The organism is Glycomyces xiaoerkulensis, from assembly GCF_002798405.1.
Classification (GTDB): Bacteria; Actinomycetota; Actinomycetes; order Mycobacteriales; family Micromonosporaceae; genus Glycomyces; species Glycomyces xiaoerkulensis.
This window is the reverse complement of record NZ_PGGV01000038.1, coordinates 133,255-151,066: the sequence shown is the minus strand read 5'-3', so window position 1 is coordinate 151,066 and position 17,812 is coordinate 133,255. Positions and strand designations below refer to the sequence as shown.

The window sequence follows — 17,812 nt, the reverse complement described above, 5'->3', positions numbered from 1 at the left end:
GCCACCGATCTGAAGACATGGCGACACGCCGAAGCCACCGGAGGTTCCGGCTCCCCTGCCGGGGAGCCGGTCACCCTCAGCGTTTCCGAACCGCGGCCTTGACCGTCTGGGCCTCGCCGGCCTCGCCGGCGGTGGCCTCGTCGGGGAGCTCGCCGAAGGCCAGCTCCACCGCCAGGGTCTCGCCCTCGACGAACGCCCGGTGGGCCTCCACGGCCGCCCGGACCTCCTCGGCCACGTCGAGAGTCACCGCCACCCGGTCGGAGACGTCCAGACCGGCGTCCTTGCGGGCCTGCTGGATCACCCGGACCACGTCGCGGGCCGTGCCCTCGGCGGCCAGCTCCGGCGTGACCTCGGTGTCCAGGACCAGGACCCCCGCGTTCCCAGGGAGGGCCTGCGTGCGCTCGGCCTCGACCGGCACGAGCGTCAGCTCGTACTCGCCGTCCTCCAGCTCCACGCCGCCGGCGGTGACCCTGCCGTCCTCGGACGACCAGTCGCCGCCCTTGACCGCCTTGATAACCCGCTGGACGTCCTTGCCCAGGCGCGGGCCGAGCACGCGCGGGACCAGCTTCAGATCCAGCTTGCAGTAGGCGTCGAGGTTCGAGTCGAACTCGACGGACTTCACGTTCAGCTCGTCCCGGAGCAGGTCGGCGAACGGCTCGAGCCGTTCGGCGTGCGCGGTGGCGACGGTCAGCCCGGCCAGCGGCAGCCGCACCCGCAGCTTGCGGGCCTTGCGCATGAACAGGCCCGTCGAGGCGACCTCGCGGACGGTGTCCATCGCCTCGACCAGCGCGTGGTCGTCGGGCAGGTCGGCGACGTCCGGCCAGTCGGCCAGGTGCACCGAGCGGCCGCCGGTAAGGCCCCGCCAGATGTCCTCGGTGACCATCGGCAGCAGCGGCGCGGCCACCTCGCAGGCGGTCTTCAGCGCCGTCGCGAGCGTCGCGAATCCGGCCTCGTCGCCCTCCCAGAAGCGGTCGCGGGAGCGCCGCACGTACCAATTGGTGAGGCTCTCCAGGTAGGAGCGGAACGCGGCGGTCGCGGCGGTCAGGTCGTAGTCGTCCATCGCCTCGGTCGCGGTCTCGACCAGCTCGCGGGTCTTGGCCAGCAGGTACCGGTCGAGCCGGTGGCCGCTGGCCAGCGCCGTCGCTCGGGCGGCCTCCGGGGCGGCCTCGTAGCCCGAGGCCCCGGCGTAGAGCGTGTAGAAGTACCACACGTTCCACAGCGGCAGCACCACCTGGCGGACCGCGTCGCGGAAGCCGGTGTCCGACACGGGCATGTCGCCGCCGCGCAGCACCGGGGAGGCGACCAGGAACCACCGCATGGCGTCGGAGCCGAACTGCTCGAACGACTTCCGGATGTCCGGGTAGTTGTTCAGCGACTTCGACATCTTGGCGCCGTCGGAGCCCAGCAGGGTCCCGTGCACCAGGGCGGTGCGGAACGCGGGCCGGTCGAACAGGGCCGTGGCGAGCACGTGCAGGGTGTAGAACCAGCCGCGAGTCTGCGCGGTGTACTCGACGATGAAGTCGCCCGGGTAGTGGTGCTCGAACCAGTCGGTGTTCTCGAACGGGTAGTGCACCTGGGCGAACGGCATCGAGCCCGATTCGAACCAGCAGTCGAGGACCTCGGGGACGCGGCGCATGGTGGACTTCCCGGTCGGGTCGTCCGGGTTGGGCCGGGTGAGCTCGTCGATGCCGGGCCGGTGCAGGTCGGTGACTCGGGCGCCGAAGTCGCGTTCGAGCTCGGCGAGGGAGCCGTACACGTCGACGCGGGGGTGGTCGGGGTCGTCGGAGACCCACACCGGGATCGGGGCGCCCCAGAAGCGGTTGCGGCTGATGTTCCAGTCGCGCGCGCCCTCCAGCCATTTGCCGAACTGGCCGTCTCTGACGTGCGAGGGGGTCCAGTCGATCCGGTCGTTGAGCTCGACCATGCGGTCGCGGAACTGCGTGACCTTGACGAACCACGCCGACACCGCCCGCTGGATCAGCGGCGATCCGCAGCGCCAGCAGTGCGGGTAGTTGTGGTTGTAGGTGTCGTGGCGCAGCAGCCGCTCGGTGGACTTGAGGTCCTTGATGATCTGCCGGTTCGCGTCGAACACGAGCATCCCCGCGTACGGGGGGACCTCCTCGGTGAAGCGGCCGGAGGAGTCGACCGGCACGACCGGTTCGATCCCGGCCGCGTCGGTGACGACCTTGTCCTCCTCACCGAAGGCGGGTGCGATGTGGACGACGCCGGTGCCGTCGTCGGTGGTGACGTAGTCGGCCGACAGCACCTGGTGGGCGTTGGTGCGGCCGGCGAAGAAGTCGAACGGCGGCCGGTAGGACAGCCCGATCAGTTCGGCGCCCCGGTGGCGGGAGACGACCGCGGGCTCGCCGCCGAGTTCGCGCTCGTAGGCGGCGACGCGGGATTCGGCGAGCAGGTAGCGGCGGCCCTCGACCTCGACCACGGCGTAGTCGACCTCGGGGTGGACGGCGGCGGCCAGGTTCGACGGCAGCGTCCAGGGGGTGGTGGTCCACACCAGCAGCTTCGATCCGGCCAGTGGCGTGTCGCCGGTGATCTCGAGGCCGACGGTGACGGCCGGGTCCTGGCGGGCCCGGTAGGTGTCGTCCATCTTGGTCTCAGTGGCCGCCAGCGGCGTCTCGCAGCGCCAGCAGTACCAGAGTACCCGGTAGCCCTCGTAGACCAGGCCCTTGTCGTAGAGGGTCTTGAAGGCCCACATGACGCTCTCCATGTAGTCCGTGTCGAGCGTCTTGTAGTCGTTGTGGAAGTCGACCCAGCGGGCCTGGCGGGTGACGTACTCCTCCCATTCGCCGGTGAACTGGAGGACCGAGGCCCTGGCGGCGGCGTTGAAGGCGCCGACGCCGTACTCCTCGATGTCGGCCTTGGACTTCAGGCCGAGCTCCTGCTCGGTGGTGACCTCGGCGGGCATCCCGTGGGTGTCCCAGCCGAAGCGGCGCTCCACGCGCCGTCCGCGCATGGTCTGGTAGCGGGGGACGATGTCCTTGACGTAGCCGGTGAGGAGGTGCCCGTAGTGGGGCAGGCCGTTGGCGAACGGCGGGCCGTCGTAGAAGACGAACTCGTTGGAGCCGTTCTCGCCGGCGGGGCGGGAGTCGATCGAGGCGTCGAAGGTGTCGTCCTTCGCCCAGAAGTCGAGCACGCGGCGCTCGACCTCGGGCAGATTCGGGCTCGCCGGTACGCCCCGTTCGGGGTCGTCGAGTGGATAGGCCATGGGCTCGGTGTCTCCGTCTCCTCATCACACCTTGCGGACTACTGGTGTGCGAGGACGAACCCTGCCGGGTCCGCGGTACCACCTCGCTTGGCGCGCCGAGGGCGCGCCCGCTCGATTCGGCGGCGATGACGGGCCGCTCCCGTCCGGTTCTACTGGGGCCTGGCGGCCGGTTCTTCCGGAAGCTCGCCGGTGATGGCCGGGTCTGCGCTGTTGGCCTCGAGTGTAGCGCTACCGGCCGCGGCGTCCGTACTGGATTTCCTCCCGCCCTTCGGACGTGTAAGATCGTCGGCGTGAGACTTTCCGCGCGCACCTGGTGGTGGCGTCGCTGAGGCGGCGCCACTGCTCCTGCGTGCAGCAAGCAAGCGACCGCCTCGATGGCGGTCGCTTCGTCGTATCCGGGGTCGGCCGCCGCGGGGCCCGAACGAGATCGAGGCCGAATGAGCACGTTTGAGACGCCCTGCGGGGTGACGATCCGCCGTACCGTCGACGACCTGGCCGACGGGGATCTGACCGAGGTCGTGGAGCGGGTGGAGACCCGCCGCGGCGGGGTCCTGTCCTCGGGCATGGAGTACCCGGGACGCTATTCGCGTTTCCACCTGGCCTACGCCGACCCGCCGGTCGAGGTCGTCGCCCGCGGCCGCACCGTCGAGGTGCGCTCGCTCAACGAGCGCGGCACGCTGCTGGTCGAGGCGCTCGGCCCGGCGCTGCGCGAGTCCGGGGCCGGGACCGTGACCGCCGACGGCGACCGCGTGCGGATCCGGGTGCCCGAGCCGTCCGGCCGGGTGCCGGAGGAGGAGCGGTCCAAGCAGCCCACCGCGTTCACCGCGCTGCGGGCGCTGGTCGGGGCGCTGTCCTGCGACGACCCGTACCTGGGATTCTGGGGCGCGTTCGGGTACGACCTGGCCTACCAGTTCGAGCCGATCGCGCTCGCCAAGGAGCGCCCGGCGGAGCAGCGGGACCTGGTGCTGCATCTGGCCGACGAGGTGTACGTGGTCGACCGCAAGCGCGAGACCGCGCAGGTCTACCGCTACGAGTTCGGATTCGGCGGCAGGACCACCGACGATCTGGGCCGGGAGACCGAGAAGCGGGACTACGTGGCGGCCGCCGAGGTGCCGGAGGGGCCGGTGCCCGGGGTCTACGCCGACACGGTGCGCCGGGCGAAGCACGAGTTCAAGGCCGGGAACCTGTTCGAGGTCGTGCCCGGCCACGAGATGTACGCGCGGTGCGATTCGCCGACGGCGTTCTACGAGCGGCTGCGCGAGGCCAACCCCGCGCCGTACGAGTTCATCTTCAACCTCGGCGACGGCGAATACCTGGTGGGCGCCTCGCCGGAGATGTTCGTGCGGGTCCGCGGCGACCGGGTGGAGACCTGTCCGATCTCGGGCACGATCGCGCGCGGTGACGACCCGCTGCACGACGCCTCCCAGATCGCGGAGCTGATCGGCTCCCCGAAGGAGGAGTCGGAGCTGACCATGTGCACCGACGTCGACCGCAACGACAAGGCGCGGGTGTGCGAGCCGGGGTCGGTGAAGGTGCTGGGGCGCCGGCAGATCGAGCTGTATTCGCGGCTGATCCACACCGTCGACCACGTCGAGGGGCGGCTGCGCGAGGAGATGGACGCGCTCGACGCGTTCCTGACGCACATGTGGTCGGTGACGGTGACCGGGGCGCCGAAGACGTGGGCGATGCGGTTCATCGAGGAGCAGGAGACGACGCCGCGGCGCTGGTACGGCGGGGCGGTCGGGTTCATCGGTCTCGACGGCTCCATGAACACCGGGCTGACGCTGCGGACGGCGCAGGTCCGCGACGGCGTGGCGTGCGTGCGGGCCGGGGCGACGCTGCTGTACGACTCGGAGCCGGACGCCGAGGAGGCCGAGACGCACCTGAAGGCGCGGGCGCTGCTGGAGACGGCGTCGGGCGGCATCGGGGCCGCGGCGGCGACGCCCGCGCCGATCGAGGTCGCCGGCGGGCGGGCCGGGACGGGCCGGAAGGTGCTGCTGGTCGACCACGAGGACTCCTTCGTGAACACCCTCGGCGACTACTTCCGGCAGCACGGCTGCGAGGTCACGACCCTGCGGTTCGGTTTCGATCCGGCCGCGACGCTCGACGAGCTGGACCCGGATCTGGTGGTCCTCTCCCCCGGGCCCGGGCGGCCGGAGGACTTCGGCACGGCGGGGCTGCTGGAGGCGATCGCCGAGCGCGGCCTGCCGGCCTTCGGCGTCTGCCTCGGGATGCAGGCGATGGTCGAGCACGCCGGCGGCGAGCTGTCGCTGCTGGCCGAGCCGAGCCACGGCAAGCCGGGGAGCGTGAAGGTCCTCGGCGGCGGTCTGTTCGACGGGCTCCCCGACGAGGTGACCGCCGCGCGCTACCACTCGCTGTACGCCACCGCCGACCAGGTCAAGGGCGATTTCACCCCCACGTCCGCGATCGACGACGTGGTGATGTCGATCGAGGCGCCGCGGCGGCGCTGGTTCGGGGTGCAGTTCCACCCCGAGTCGATCCTGACCGCCGCCGGGGCCCACGGCCACCGCATCATCGGCAACCTGCTGCGTCTGGCGTCCTGAACCGGACCGGTTCAGGGTGACCGAGGTGCTCCGACGGGTGGCTGGAGCGCACGATCGCTTTCCGGCGCTGGCGCGCCGACATACTTCCACGGTAGTGTGGAAGTATGTCGGCACAACCCGTAGAGCTCCCGTTCTCCGAGCTCCTGCATCATCCGGCGGCGACCGCAGCCCGCCTTGACACGCTGCGCACCATCACACTTCGCCGGAGAGGCGGTGATGACCTGTCATTGTCCCGGGCCGATCAGGCCGAACAGGATGCGACGGTCATCGACTTCACCTCCCGACTGCTGGCCGGTCTGGCCCGGCTAGGAGAAGTGCAAGCGCTCAAGCAGGTGCTTCCGGAGGCACTACCGTGGTCTGCGTTCCTCCCCGACGAGGACCGTGATCAGTTGCTCGACGAGATCATCGAGGTGGCCCAAGGATCGGCCTCGCTCCGGAACCTGACCCCGATGGCGGTCCTGCTGGAGCAGTGGCGCCATTCGGCCGAGATCTACGCGGACTCCGACCTGTACGCGCGTGTCGCAGCCGAGCCCGAAGGAGACCTGGGTCCGATTCCGGCCCCTGATTCGGCCGCATGAGTCCCAAACGAGGCGACCGCGTTGCGCCGCCGCCGACCGATCGAGAATTCGACCTGCGGTTCGCCGACTCGGCCGCCGTCAAAGGCTGGGAGGAGCTGGAACGTCAGGCCCCCGGAAACCTGCGCCGGGCTTGGGAAGAACTGCGCACCGATCACCGCTCACGCACCAATCCGACACGGCAGCACCGGCTCAAGGGCTCGCTGGGGCTGGGAACCTGGAAGGGCGGTGAATGCGAGCGCTGGCAGTACGAAGTTACCGGCGGCGGTCGGCTCTGGTACCTCATCGACGACGAGTCCTGGACCGTTTGGCTGACCTACGCCGGAACCGGGCACCCGAAAGCAACCGACTGACAGGCGGGAACCGCGGTTTCCCGCTCGGCGTGTCGGTGGGCCGTGGTTGGGTGTGGATCATGGCGAAAACGATCTACTACACCGCGACCAGCATCGACGGTTTCATCGCCGACTCGGACGGCTCCCTGGACTGGCTCTTCGGCGTCGAGGGCGGCCACCCTGACGACCCCGCGGCCGAAGAGGGCCCGCTGGAGGAGTTCGACCGCTTCATGGAGGGCGTCGGCGCCGTCTGCATGGGTGCGACCACCTACGAGTGGATCCTCGACTACGAGAAGCTGCTCGACCGGCCCGAGAAGTGGCCGTACCCGCAGCCCACGTGGGTGTTCACCCACCGCGACCTCCCGGCGGTGCCCGGCGCGGACCTCAGGTTCGCCTCCGGCGACGTCGCCGCCGTCCACGCCGAGATGGCCGAGGCCGCGGGCGAGAAGAACCGGTGGATCCTCGGCGGCGGCGACCTGGTGGGCCAGTTCCACGACGCCGGGCACCTCGACGAGATCCACATGAGCCTCGCCCCGGTCTACCTCGGCGGCGGCGCGCCGCTGCTGCCGCGGCGGATCCTGTCCGACCGGCTCGACCTGGTCGAGGCCAGGGCCGCCGGGGGGTTCGCGGTGCTCAAGTACCGGGTCAAGCCCGCCTGACGCGGCGGCGGCCGGCCGCGCACGGTTAGCATCGGTCTCATGAGCACCCCTTCGGGATCGCGGACCGACCGCCTCCAGTGGGACCGGCCGCCGACCGAGCCGGTCCCGGCCGAGCCTCCGCCGGATGCCGGCGGGCGCGGCGGCCTGGTGGCCATCGTGGTCGTGGCCGCGCTGGCGCTGGTCGCAGCCGGGTTGGCGGCGCTGTTCACCGGCGGCGGCGATTCGGGCGGCGAGGCCGCCGACGACTGCCGGGGCGCCGAGTGCGGAGCAGGCCCCAGCCAGGGCCTCGAACCGCAGGAGATGGAGATCCCCGACGACCGCCTGGGGGTGCGCTCGCTCGGGGCGCTCACACCGGTCCCCCCGGACGGTTGGACCCAGTACCGCGGACCCGGCGCCGACGAGCTGCTGGCCGAGGACGCCCACGCGCTGTCGGTGTCGCACACCGACACCTGGATCTCGTACATGATGGTCGGTCGGCTGGGCGAGTTCGCGCTCGAGGCCGATCCCGAGGACCTGCACGGCACCGCCACCGAGATCGTCGACACCTGGGTGTTCGACTACCCGTACAGCAGCGCCACCGGCGTAGCCAGGTCCGAGCCGGAGCTCACCGACACCGTCGTCGACTCCCACCCGGCGGTGCTGCTCGAAACCCGGGTCACCTGGGACTCGCTCGAGAACTCCCCCGACACCTACGAGGACGTGGCACTGCTGCTGGTCGACCCCGGCCAGGACGGGATCTTCCTCGGGGTCGCGGCGGTGCCCGAGTCGGGCACGCAGCGCTTCGAGCCGGCGGTCGAGGCACTGCTGGCCACGACCTTCCGGCACAACACGTTCCTGCCCTAGCGGCCGGGCGGTGCCCTCAGGAGACCCGCGCCCCCGGCGGCACATCGGCGTCCGGGGACAGGAGCACGACCTCGTCGGTGCCCGGCACGGGGACGCCGAGCACCAGCACCTCCGACATGAAGTCGGCGATCTGCCGGGGCGGGAAGTTCGTCACGGCCACGACCGTGCGGCCGACCAGCTCCTCGGCGGTGTACCGCGCGGTGACCTGGGCGCTGGATTTGCGCTCCCCCTGCTCGCCGAAATCGATCCACAGCTTGAAGGCGGGCTTGCGGGCCCCCGCGAAGACCTCGGCACGCGTGATGCGTCCGGCGCGGATGTCGGCGCGGAAGAAGTCGTCGACGCCGATCTGCGCGCCGGCGGGTTGCGGTGTGGATGCCATGCCGGACAAGGTACCGCCGCCCGGCCGCGGACCGCACGCGCATTTCGGCGCCGACCGCGGTGAGCGCGTGGGTCAGGCGCCGAACCAGAGGTCGATCTCGCGCTTGGCCGACTCCTCGGAGTCCGAGGCGTGGACGAGGTTCCGCTGGACCGACGCCGAGTAGTCACCGCGGATCGTGCCGGGAGCGGCCTTGCGGCCGTCGGTCGCGCCCGCCAGGTCGCGCACCACCGGGATCGCCTCGTCTCCGGCGACTATCAGGGCGACCAGGGTTCCGGAGGTCATGAATTCCTTGAGCCCGGGGTAGAACGGCTTCTCCACGTGCTCGCTGTAGTGGGCGTCGGCGAGGTCGGAGCCCATGGTGCGCAGTTCCATTCGCTCGATGCGCAGGCCCTTGCGCTCCAACCGGGCGAGGACCTCGCCGATGAGTCCGCGCTCGACGGCGTCGGGTTTGATCAACACGAGCGTGTGCTGTTCGGCCACGGTCGCTCCTTCGGATTACTGTCGGATTTCAGCGCGATGTGCGGCACCGCAGGCGGGGCCGCGGGTGCCATCCTAAGCGATGTTGTACCCCTCGCCCGAGGCACGTAGCATTCTCGTAGAAACCCGGTTTCCCAGGTGTGGATGAGGTGTCGCAGATGCCCCCGAGACAACCCCCGCGGCCGGCGCCCAAAGCGGCGGCGAAGGCTCCGAAGTCGGGCGGCAAGGGCGGCGCCGCCTCCAAAGGCGGGTCCAAGGGAGGCGCCCGGAAGGCGGCCCCGCCGCCGAAGGGCGCCAAGGGGAAGCAGTCGGCCGCCAAGGCGAACCAGGAGCAGCAGCGACAGCAGCGCATCCTGCTCGACCAGCAGCGCCGGCAGCGGGAGGCCCGCTGGTGGGCCGCCAACCGGGTGGCGATGAATCAGCTCCACTCCAACCAGCATCACGCCGCCGGCGGCGACGCGATCGGCACGATCCTCAACGGCGACCGGCGGCTGCGCTGGCGCACCTCGCACGCGGTCGGCGCGATCACTTTACTGATCCTCACGGCTTTCTTCACCTCGATGGCGCTCGGCGCTCAGCACGTCGGCATCGGCGTCCTGGCGTTCCTGTGCCTGGCGGGATTCATCGCGTTCGTCACCGTCGAATACTCGGCGCGCCGCTTCCCCGAGCCGGTGCCCGCGCCGCCGCTGATCGGCGAGCACCGCCTGGAGGACCTGATCGTCGAGGACGACCCGCCGCGGCCCGGGACCGGCGCGGAGGCGCCGCCGGAGACGGGGGCGCTGGACGACCTGTTCGAACCCGCCGACCCCGAGCCGCCGCCGGCCGCAGCGCCGCCCCGGCCCGAGCCGCCCCGGCAGGAACCCCCGAGACACGATCCCCCTGCCGCGCAAGCGGCCCCGCCGAACGAACCCGCAGAGCCCGAGCAGCCGCGGCCCGAGCCGCCTGCGGCCGAGGCCGCCGCGGCGCCGACCATTGTGGCCGAAGCACCTGAGCGTCCCGAGGCCGAGCCGGACGCCGAGGCGCCCGAGGCCCGCATTCCGGCCCCGCCCCGGCCCCGCCGGGCGCCCGAGCACCCGGCCGTCCCCGACGACCTTTCCGAGCTGCTGCTGTCCGAGACCGGGCTGGGCCACGCCGAGGTCACCGACGTGGCCGCGACCCTCATCGTCGCCGACCTCCAGCGGTCGGTGGCGTTCTACACCGACGCGCTCGGGCTGACCATCGCCGACCGCACCGACGAGGCCGCCGTCCTCGACGCCGGATTCGGCAAGGTCCTGCTGTGGGAGCGGCCCGACGCCCCGCCCGGCGAGACCGGCGTCATGCACCTGACCTTCGAGGTCGGCGACATCGACACGGCGTTCGCGAAGATGAACTCCGCGGGCGTGGAATTCATGCACCTGCCGCGCACCGCGCTGCTGGGTCGGAACTACGAGCTGCGCGCGGCGGCCTTCCAGGACCCCGACGGGCACGGCCTGGCCATCACCGAGCACCGCGAGAGGGAATGATGCTGGTCCTCGGCGAGATCCACACCGCGCTGCTGCCCCATTCGCGCCCGCTCACGTCCGAGGAGGCGGGAGCGGCCCTGGCGCTGGCGGTGGGCGAGGGCGTCACGCAGTGGTCGCGGCCGGTGCCGCACACCGCCTCGCCGACGTTGCTGCACGGCGTGGACTGCAAGCTGCCCCTGGGCCCGAAGCCGGGCAAGCGGCACACCGACGCCGACGGCGACAACGGTGCGGTGCGGGCGGTGGGCACGGTCTGCTCCCGCGCGGCCCTCACCGGGGGGCATCTGTTGCAGGGCTCGTCGTGGGCCGCGGTGGAGGCTCAGGACCGCCCGCGCCGGATGCCGTGGTCCTACTACCTGGCCCGGCCCGGCTCCGTGTTCCCGATCGGGAAGCTCGAGGCCCACCGCCTGGCCGAGGGATTCCTGCGGGCCGACACCCGCCGCGACCGGACGGCGTTCCTCGACACCGCCGCGGTCGCCCGGCATTCCATCCGCGACGTGCTCTCGGGGCGCCGTTTCGACATGCGCCCGCCGATCAAGACCGGTTCGACCCGGCTGCGCTGGGCCGCGATCGCCGATCCCGGTTCACGCAACGCCGTGGCGTTCCGGCTGGTCGGCACCGACCGGCGGCGGCTGAGCCTCGTCACCGGCGCGGTCGACCCCGAGCGGATCGCGGCGGCCTGCGAGGACCTGGCCGTACACGATTGGCTGCTCACGGCGGTGGCGGCCCGGATCGCCCTGGCCAAGATCGGCGAGGACTCCCGGCACACGCTGCGGATCCTGCGCCCGGTGGTGGACCATCTGCTGCACCTGTGGGCGCCGGGCGCGCGCTTCGCGCGGGACCTGCAGTTCGTGTGGGACTCCCTGGAGCACCGGCCCGGCCTCACCCGGCAGTGGACCACCATGGTCGAGCGGGTGCGATCGCAGGTCGACTACGGGGCGGCCGACCTGGCCGGCAGGATCTTCGAGCTGCTGGAGCAGCACCCGCAGTTGCTGCAGCGCGAGGACCACGGATACTGAGCGCCCCTACATCGGTCCTTGGAAGATGTAGGTCAGCCGGTCGACGAGCTCGTCCGGCAGGGTGACCCCTTCGCGCTGAGCGGCCTGCGCGATCGCCTCGACCGCGCCCGAATCGGGGCGGACCGACGAGCAGATGACCCGCACGGCGTGCTCGACCTCGATGAAGTCGTTCGCCAGCACCGAGACGGTGCGGTAGGCCGGGAACGGGAACGCGTCGGGGTTGAGCTGGAGGATCGGCGGCATGTCCCGCCACTGCTCGGGGAAGTTCGCTCCGGACGCGCCGCCCGGCTCGTGGCTGCGCACGGCCGGGACGACCTGCTCGGCCGGGCGCGGGACGCCGACGCGGCGGCCCCGGTCGCGCAGCACGCCGAGGCGAAGCAACTGCCAGACCGCCGCCAGCATCGGGCACGACCAGCGGCGGCCCTGCTCGGTGTCGTTCCACAGCTCGACGTCCAGGAAGACCGAGTGCTCCCGGGCCGAGTTCTGGCTCGGCGGGCTCCAAGCTCCGGGGCTGCCCATGGCCATGCCGCTCGGTGCGGGCGAGGGCACGCCGTTGCACAGCCAGCCCGACTCCGACACCGGCGGGCGCGAGCCGGTGGCGCCGGGGGGCGGTTCGACCACGATCCGGCCGGCGACCAGGCCGGCCAGGTCGAGGTCGCCCGCCGTGGCGCACGCGGACTCGCGCGCGAGGTAATCGATCCGCAGCCCGGCCTCGGCGGCGGCCTCGCCCATCGCGGTGATGAGCTTCTCCGGAGACGGCAGATCGTCGTGGAAGTAGTCGTCGACCAGGTAGCAGGTGCTCACGCGGGGCGTGCGCCCGGCGAGACGCCGGGACAGGGCCTCGGTGGTGCCGTGGACCCACGCGGCGGCGTCGGCCATCTCGGCGGCCAGCGCTTCGGGGCGGGCCGCCAGGTCGTCGGCGTGGAGGTGGCCGACCTCGACCGACAGGTGGGACATGCCGAACCGCTCGGTGCGCTGCCTGGCGCTGGACTCGCTGTAGCTCATGGCCGCCCTCTCATCCGCTCCCGTCGAAGCCGGGCATGAAGGACTCCTCGGAGGACTTCTTGGCCAGGTCGTTGAACGCGTCGACCGTGCGCTGGTCGGCGATGTCGAGGGTGGTGGTATCGGCGTCGGTGATGATCTGCTCGCGCCATTGCAGGACCGGGTCGAGCGGGATGGAGCCGAGCAGGTTCATGCGGCCGATCCGCAGGCCGGCGGCCATCTGGTGCAGGTCGGCGTCGATGCGGCGCAGCCAGCGGACCTGCGTGGACTTGAGGCCGGCCAGCTCCGGTCCGTCGGGATTGACCACCGCGGTCCGCACGAACCGGATCGACGCCATCAGCCGGGCGTGGTTGTGGTGCCGGGCCCGGCCGGTCTCGAGCAGTCCGCGTTCGCCGTGGACGAGGCTGTGGGCGGCGACGACGTGCTGCTTGGTCCAGCGGTGGAACACGATCCACCGCCACGGGACGGCCGACAGCTCGGGTCGGCCGGTGGCGGCCATCACGATCTCCGTGGCGTGGGAGCGTCCGGCGCTGAGGTCGACGATGACCAGGTCGAACTGGGAGGTGAGTTGGACGAACAGCTCGACGCAGCGGGCGACGGCGCCGCCGTCGCCGGGGAACTCGCCGCCGTCGGAGTCGTCGGGGTAGAGCACCAGATCGCCGGCGCCGTCGGGGCGGACGCCGAGCCGCTCGTGGTCGGAATCGGCCCAAGCCGAGTAGTCCTCTGGTTCGGAGGCATGGCCCTGGAGGTAGTCGTGAACGCCGCTGCCCCCGGTGCCGTGGGCGATCTCGTCGATGTTGAAGATGGCGCCGGCGGTGGGCGAACCGAGGTCGAAATCGACGTAGCAGACGTTGCCGCCCTGGAGGGCCCGGCGGTAGGCGAGATTGCAGGAGGTGACCGAGCGGCCGGTGCCGCCCTTGTCGGAGGTGGCGAACAGCAGCACGGGTCAGACCCCCGTCTCGGCGTCGCGGCCGGCCGAGACCAGCCGGTCGAGTTCGAGCAGGGCCCGGACCCCGAGCGAGTAGGCCGTGCCGGGGCGCTCGGCGACGATGTCCTTGGCGTGGCGGATGGTGATGCCCACCGCTTGGATCTCCTGGGAGAGCGACGGTCCGGCCGCGCCGGAGCCGCGGAACAGCTCCTGGTCGTAGATGTGCTCGGCCTCCAGGAGCAGTTCGTGGGCGAGCCGCTCCAACTCCCTGGAGCGGGCCGGGTCGGAGGCGGCGAACCGGGCGCCCAGCACCATCGCCTCCACCACGCGGATGGTGAAGAACCACGACGGATCGTTGAAGAAGTGCTCGATCTCCCCGTAGACCTGGTGCGGCTGGTCCCAGAGGTTGGCGGCGCCGCCGTCACGGAGTCTCCGGCGGGCCAAGTGGTCCCAGACCTGGTCGGCGACGTCGAGCAGTTCGGCTCGAGACCCGATCGTGGACAGCAGGCTGGCGGCGTGGATCAGGCGCTTGAGCAGCAGCGGGGCGAAGTCGACCATGTTCCAGCGCATCGGCGGGCCGCCGATCTTCTCGATGCCGGTCAACTCGGACGGCACGCCGGGGAAATGCATCTCGATGGCCGTCTCGCCCGCCAGCGCGCGGCGGGTGATGCGGCCGCGGTTGGCCAGTTCGATCAGGACCCGGCCGAGTCGGATGAGGTCGTCGTCGCCTCGGGCGGTGCCGAAGGCGTCGGTGGCGACCGCGCAGACCAGGAGGCTGTAGTAGTCGTATTCCAGGCCGTCGGTGGTGCGCCAGGGGACGTCCTCCAGCGGCCACTTGGAGCCGCCCCCGAAGGAGGCGACCGAGGCCCAGTAGCGGCGGGTGACGTCCAGGCGCAGTTGGAGGGCCTGGGCGAGTTGCTGTTCCTCGTCGTTGAGGAGGTTCCGGCGGATCACGCGGGGAGAGAACAGGCCCGCGACCGCTTCGATGGCGACGACGGTGAAGTAGAGGTAGGGGGCGTCCTGGGCGCGGCCGGGGCGCTGGACGTCCTGGTCGGAGACGAACCCGATCTCGGGGGCCTTCTCGACGACCGACCAGGACCATCCGATCTCGAACAGCTTCGTGGGTGCTTCGACGCCGGCGGTGCCGCCGGATCCGAGGGTGATGTCGCGCAGGGTGCCGATGATCTCGGAGGCGTTGTCGCGGAAGCGCCGGATGATCTTGCGGGGGGCCTGGCCGTCGACGTTGATCAGGTCGATCAGGCGGCGCCCCTCCTCGTCGGTCTCGTCGTAGGCGGCGACGGAGAAGGAGCGCAGCAGGCCGATGAGGGCGCCCAAGAGTCGCTTGTGGACCATTGCCTCGACTTCCTGCCGCTCCTCGATGAGGGGGCGGCGGCCGAGCCGTTCGGCGGTGGGGGCGAAGTCGGCCAGGAAGATCAGCGAGGCGATGGACAGCGGGATGGCCAGCGCGAAGCCCTCGGTGACGTCGACGGCGCGCTGCTCGGGGTCCGCCTCGCGGGAGCGGTCGACGCGGTGCATGTTCGACCCGCCGCTGTAGACGGGGACGCCGTCGTCGTCGGAGTGGCGGATCATGTAGTCCTTGATGATCCGCATGACCCGGATGGGGATCTCGACCGGGTCGCCGAGCGTTCCGAGGGCGTCGAGGACGGCCTCACCGGTGGCGTCGGGGTCGGCGTAGCTCAGTTCGGGCAGTTCCTGCGGCGGGTACAGCAGGCAGAGGAGTTGCTGGGCGTCGCCGACCGCGTCGGATTCGATGCGGCCGCCCCAGTGCCAGCGGCGGTGTCTGCGGCCGTCCTCTTCGACCACTTCGCGGAGGCAGTAGGCCATCGAGGCCTTCCAGATGTCGAGCAGTTGCTGTCGAGGCTGCATCTTCACAGGGACCACCGCCGGGGAGTTCCGTGCCGTCGGGACTTGTCCACTATTACACCAGGAAGTCAAGATCACAAGCCGCCCAAGGCATGTGGCAGAACGTGTTTTGTCGGCTACTTGACAGTCCGGCGGATCGCGGCGGCCGGAGTCCCGCTCCCGTTCAAGCCCGGAGCTCGTAGACCTTCACGGGGACCTCGAGGTCCGGCACGGTCGTCTCCCGTTCCAGGCTCATGCCGAGCTTCTCGGTCACGCGCACCGACGCGGTGTTGTCCCGGTGGACGCAGGAGACGAGCCGCTCCATGCCGAGCTCCTCGAAGGCGAACCGGATCACCGCGGCCGCCGCCTCCGGCGCATAGCCGCGCCCCCACCGGTTCCGCCCGATGCGCCAACCGACCTCGACCGCCGGCAGGATCTCCGGCAGGAAGCCGGGCACCGCCAGGATGGCGAGACCGATCGGCTCGCCGGTACCGGCGAGCCCGACGACGAAGGGCCCCCACCCTTGCTCGTCCCAGTGCCGCGTCATCTTCTCCACGGCCGTCCGGGTTTCGGCGAGCGTCCGCGGACTCCCGTTTCCGATGTACCGCATCACCTCGGTGTCGGCGTTGATCTCCACGAGCGGCTCGACGTCGGCGGTCGTGACCGGCCGCAGCACGAGGCGCTCGGTGCGCAGCACGGTCATCGCTTCGGGGGCCGGGCGAGTTGGTGCTTGACGTACCAGCAGTAGGCCCACACCAGGGCGAAGACCAGTCCGGCGGCTCCCAGGGACCAGTGGAAGGCCCAGCAGGCGATGAGGGCCGCTTGGACGGCGCCTCCGGCCGGCCAGATCCACGGGCGCCCGGCCGTGGCGGCCAGGAGGAGGCAGGCGGCGACGAGCACCAGGATCGCGGTGGTCGCGAGGGTCGCGTCGTCCAGGAGCATGCGCATCGGCACGATCGCCATGAGCAGCGCGAGCGCTTCGAAGACCATCGCGATCGCGGCCAGGCTCCGGGCGGCGCGGGCCGGGTTCCGCAGTCCGGAGCGGGATTCGGCGGGATCAGACACTGCGCTTCACCAGGAGCCTGCGGGCGTCGGCGACGGTGAACACCGATCCGGTGACCAGCACGCCCCCGCCGCTCTCGTAGACGTCCTCGGCCTCTTCGGCCAGTTCGATGCCGCGGGCGATCGCGTCGGCGAGGTGGGGCAGGACCGTCACCCGCTCCTCGCCGAGGGTCTCGCGGGCGATCTTGCCGAGCGTGGCCGCCGGCATGGCCCGGTCCGAGCTCGACTTCGTCACCACGACCTCGTCGACGACCGGGTCGAGCAGCTCGAGCATGTGGTCGACCTCCTTGTCGCCGAGCATGCCGATCACCGCCACGAGCTTGCGGAAGTTGAACTCCTCGTCCACGGCCGCCGTCATGGACTCCATGGCGGCCGGGTTGTGGGCGGCGTCGAGGATGACCGTCGGGGCGGTCCGGACCACTTCGAGCCGGCCCGGGGAGGTGAAGTCGGCGAACGCCTCGCCGACCACCTGCGAGTCGAGGGCCTTGGGTTCGCCGGCGCCGAGCAGGACCTCGGCGGCGGCGAGGGCCAGCGCGGCGTTGTGCGCCTGGTAGACGCCGTGGAGCGGCAGGAACAGGTCCTCGTAGCGGGCCGCCTTGGTGTCGATCGTGAGCAGTTGTCCGCCGACGGCGACTTCGCGGGCGGTCACTTCGAAGCCGCGGCCTTCGGCCACGAGGCTCGCTCCGACGGCCTTCGCGCGGCGCAGCAGCGGCGCCATCGCCGAGCGCTCCTGCTCGGCGGTCACCAGGGTGGCGCCGTCGTGGACGATGCCGGCCTTCATCGCGGCGATCTCCTCCAGGGTGTCGCCCAGCCATTTGGTGTGGTCGACCGCGATCGGGCTGACCACGGCGACCTCGGCGCCCAGGATGTTGGTGGAGTCGGTCTCGCCGCCGAGGCCGACTTCGATGACGCCGACGTCGATCGGGGTGTCGGCGAACGCGGCCATGGCGAGCGCGACGGTCATCTCGAAGTAGGTCAGCGGCTCCTCGGACCGGGCGTCGACGAGGTCGGCCAGCGGCGCGATCTCGTAGTAGGCGGCGGCGAGACGGTCGGCGGCGATCGGTTCGCCGTCGACGCAGATCCGCTCGGTCACGTCGTTCAGATGCGGCGAGGTGAACATGCCGGTGCGGAGGTCGTGGCCCCGGATCAGCCGCTCGATCATCCTCGTGGTCGAGGTCTTGCCGTTGGTGCCGGTGATGTGGATCGAGCGGAACGACCGCTGCGGGTCGCCCATCAGGTCCAGCAGCGCTTTGATGCGGTCGAGCGTGAAGTCCCAGCGGGAGAATCCGCGGGCCTCCAGCGCGGCCTCGACCTGCGCGAGTTCGGTGTTCAAGTTGTCGTCCCCCTTGCGGCGCACGGCCTCCCCGTCGGTGAGGCCGTGCGCGCC

16 protein-coding genes are annotated in these 17,812 nt (G+C 71.3%); 7 read left to right on the top strand and 9 right to left on the bottom strand.

Translation table 11 applies throughout. The annotated features are described in order from the left end of the window. Positions 1-76: 76 nt before the first annotated feature. Complete coding sequence (ileS, locus tag CUT39_RS19345) at positions 77-3,223, bottom strand: isoleucine--tRNA ligase (protein ID WP_100449096.1); 3,147 nt, start codon at positions 3,221-3,223, stop codon at positions 77-79. Between the two features lie 437 nt (positions 3,224-3,660). Here ileS and CUT39_RS19335 point away from each other — a divergent pair, with 437 nt between their 5' ends. From CUT39_RS19335 to CUT39_RS19315, 5 genes are all read left to right on the top strand, one after another. After that, on the top strand, positions 3,661-5,787 hold the full coding sequence (locus CUT39_RS19335; protein WP_100449094.1) for an anthranilate synthase component I: 2,127 nt from the start codon (positions 3,661-3,663) through the stop codon (positions 5,785-5,787). A 104-nt stretch (positions 5,788-5,891) separates the two neighbouring features. After that, the gene (locus tag CUT39_RS19330; RefSeq protein WP_100449093.1) at positions 5,892-6,365 is read left to right on the top strand and encodes a hypothetical protein; all 474 of its coding nucleotides are present in this window, start codon (positions 5,892-5,894) and stop codon (positions 6,363-6,365) included. Continuing rightward, on the top strand, positions 6,362-6,715 hold the full coding sequence (locus tag CUT39_RS19325) for a hypothetical protein (RefSeq protein WP_100449092.1): 354 nt from the start codon (positions 6,362-6,364) through the stop codon (positions 6,713-6,715). The genes CUT39_RS19330 and CUT39_RS19325 overlap by 4 nt, the downstream gene beginning before the upstream one ends. A 59-nt stretch (positions 6,716-6,774) precedes the next feature. Next, the gene (locus CUT39_RS19320) at positions 6,775-7,353 is read left to right on the top strand and encodes a dihydrofolate reductase family protein (protein ID WP_100449091.1); all 579 of its coding nucleotides are present in this window, start codon (positions 6,775-6,777) and stop codon (positions 7,351-7,353) included. A gap of 39 nt (positions 7,354-7,392) precedes the next feature. Beyond that, positions 7,393-8,196 (top strand): hypothetical protein, encoded by an 804-nt coding sequence (locus tag CUT39_RS19315; protein ID WP_100449090.1) that lies wholly within the window; start codon positions 7,393-7,395, stop codon positions 8,194-8,196. Positions 8,197-8,212: 16 nt separating this feature from the next. Here the strand turns inward: CUT39_RS19315 and CUT39_RS19310 are convergent, their stop codons facing one another. Together CUT39_RS19310 and ndk are read right to left on the bottom strand one after the other, a co-directional pair. Next, a complete protein-coding gene (locus tag CUT39_RS19310; protein WP_100449151.1) occupies positions 8,213-8,575 on the bottom strand; it encodes a tRNA-binding protein in 363 nt (120 codons plus the stop codon). 72 nt (positions 8,576-8,647) lie between these two features. Beyond that, on the bottom strand, positions 8,648-9,055 hold the full coding sequence (ndk, locus tag CUT39_RS19305; RefSeq protein ID WP_100449089.1) for a nucleoside-diphosphate kinase: 408 nt from the start codon (positions 9,053-9,055) through the stop codon (positions 8,648-8,650). A gap of 155 nt (positions 9,056-9,210) precedes the next feature. Here ndk and CUT39_RS21540 point away from each other — a divergent pair, with 155 nt between their 5' ends. Together CUT39_RS21540 and CUT39_RS19295 are read left to right on the top strand one after the other, a co-directional pair. Then, positions 9,211-10,554 carry a VOC family protein gene (locus CUT39_RS21540; protein WP_157930843.1) on the top strand — a complete coding sequence of 448 codons (1,344 nt, stop codon included), beginning with the start codon at positions 9,211-9,213 and terminating at the stop codon, positions 10,552-10,554. Then, positions 10,551-11,570 carry an SCO2521 family protein gene (locus CUT39_RS19295; protein WP_100449087.1) on the top strand — a complete coding sequence of 340 codons (1,020 nt, stop codon included), beginning with the start codon at positions 10,551-10,553 and terminating at the stop codon, positions 11,568-11,570. Before CUT39_RS21540 ends, CUT39_RS19295 begins: the two co-directional genes overlap by 4 nt. A gap of 6 nt (positions 11,571-11,576) precedes the next feature. Here CUT39_RS19295 and CUT39_RS19290 read toward each other — a convergent pair whose 3' ends face one another. The 6 genes from CUT39_RS19290 to CUT39_RS19265 form a co-directional block, all read right to left on the bottom strand. Beyond that, positions 11,577-12,575 carry an SCO2522 family protein gene (locus CUT39_RS19290; protein ID WP_100449086.1) on the bottom strand — a complete coding sequence of 333 codons (999 nt, stop codon included), beginning with the start codon at positions 12,573-12,575 and terminating at the stop codon, positions 11,577-11,579. 10 nt (positions 12,576-12,585) lie between these two features. Then, positions 12,586-13,515 carry an SCO2523 family variant P-loop protein gene (locus CUT39_RS19285; protein WP_100449085.1) on the bottom strand — a complete coding sequence of 310 codons (930 nt, stop codon included), beginning with the start codon at positions 13,513-13,515 and terminating at the stop codon, positions 12,586-12,588. A gap of 3 nt (positions 13,516-13,518) precedes the next feature. Continuing rightward, complete coding sequence (locus CUT39_RS19280) at positions 13,519-15,387, bottom strand: SCO2524 family protein (protein ID WP_232805835.1); 1,869 nt, start codon at positions 15,385-15,387, stop codon at positions 13,519-13,521. A 160-nt stretch (positions 15,388-15,547) separates the two neighbouring features. Further along, the gene (locus tag CUT39_RS19275) at positions 15,548-16,066 is read right to left on the bottom strand and encodes a GNAT family N-acetyltransferase (protein WP_100449083.1); all 519 of its coding nucleotides are present in this window, start codon (positions 16,064-16,066) and stop codon (positions 15,548-15,550) included. Then, positions 16,063-16,428 carry a DUF4233 domain-containing protein gene (locus tag CUT39_RS19270; RefSeq protein WP_100449082.1) on the bottom strand — a complete coding sequence of 122 codons (366 nt, stop codon included), beginning with the start codon at positions 16,426-16,428 and terminating at the stop codon, positions 16,063-16,065. Before CUT39_RS19270 ends, CUT39_RS19275 begins: the two co-directional genes overlap by 4 nt. Continuing rightward, a complete protein-coding gene (locus CUT39_RS19265) occupies positions 16,421-17,758 on the bottom strand; it encodes a bifunctional folylpolyglutamate synthase/dihydrofolate synthase (protein ID WP_100449150.1) in 1,338 nt (445 codons plus the stop codon). The genes CUT39_RS19270 and CUT39_RS19265 overlap by 8 nt, the downstream gene beginning before the upstream one ends. Positions 17,759-17,812: the final 54 nt, after the last annotated feature.

Bases quoted from the DNA above. Each gene is read 5' to 3' on its own strand.
- ileS (WP_100449096.1), bottom strand. From the start codon at position 3,223: ATGGCCTATCCACTCGACGACCCCGAACGGGGCGTACCGGCGAGCCCG.
- CUT39_RS19335 (WP_100449094.1), top strand. From the start codon at position 3,661: ATGAGCACGTTTGAGACGCCCTGCGGGGTGACGATCCGCCGTACCGTC.
- CUT39_RS19330 (WP_100449093.1), top strand. From the start codon at position 5,892: ATGTCGGCACAACCCGTAGAGCTCCCGTTCTCCGAGCTCCTGCATCAT.
- CUT39_RS19325 (WP_100449092.1), top strand. From the start codon at position 6,362: ATGAGTCCCAAACGAGGCGACCGCGTTGCGCCGCCGCCGACCGATCGA.
- CUT39_RS19320 (WP_100449091.1), top strand. From the start codon at position 6,775: ATGGCGAAAACGATCTACTACACCGCGACCAGCATCGACGGTTTCATC.
- CUT39_RS19315 (WP_100449090.1), top strand. From the start codon at position 7,393: ATGAGCACCCCTTCGGGATCGCGGACCGACCGCCTCCAGTGGGACCGG.
- CUT39_RS19310 (WP_100449151.1), bottom strand. From the start codon at position 8,575: ATGGCATCCACACCGCAACCCGCCGGCGCGCAGATCGGCGTCGACGAC.
- CUT39_RS21540 (WP_157930843.1), top strand. From the start codon at position 9,211: ATGCCCCCGAGACAACCCCCGCGGCCGGCGCCCAAAGCGGCGGCGAAG.
- CUT39_RS19295 (WP_100449087.1), top strand. From the start codon at position 10,551: ATGATGCTGGTCCTCGGCGAGATCCACACCGCGCTGCTGCCCCATTCG.
- CUT39_RS19290 (WP_100449086.1), bottom strand. From the start codon at position 12,575: ATGAGCTACAGCGAGTCCAGCGCCAGGCAGCGCACCGAGCGGTTCGGC.
- CUT39_RS19280 (WP_232805835.1), bottom strand. From the start codon at position 15,387: ATGCAGCCTCGACAGCAACTGCTCGACATCTGGAAGGCCTCGATGGCC.
- CUT39_RS19275 (WP_100449083.1), bottom strand. From the start codon at position 16,066: ATGACCGTGCTGCGCACCGAGCGCCTCGTGCTGCGGCCGGTCACGACC.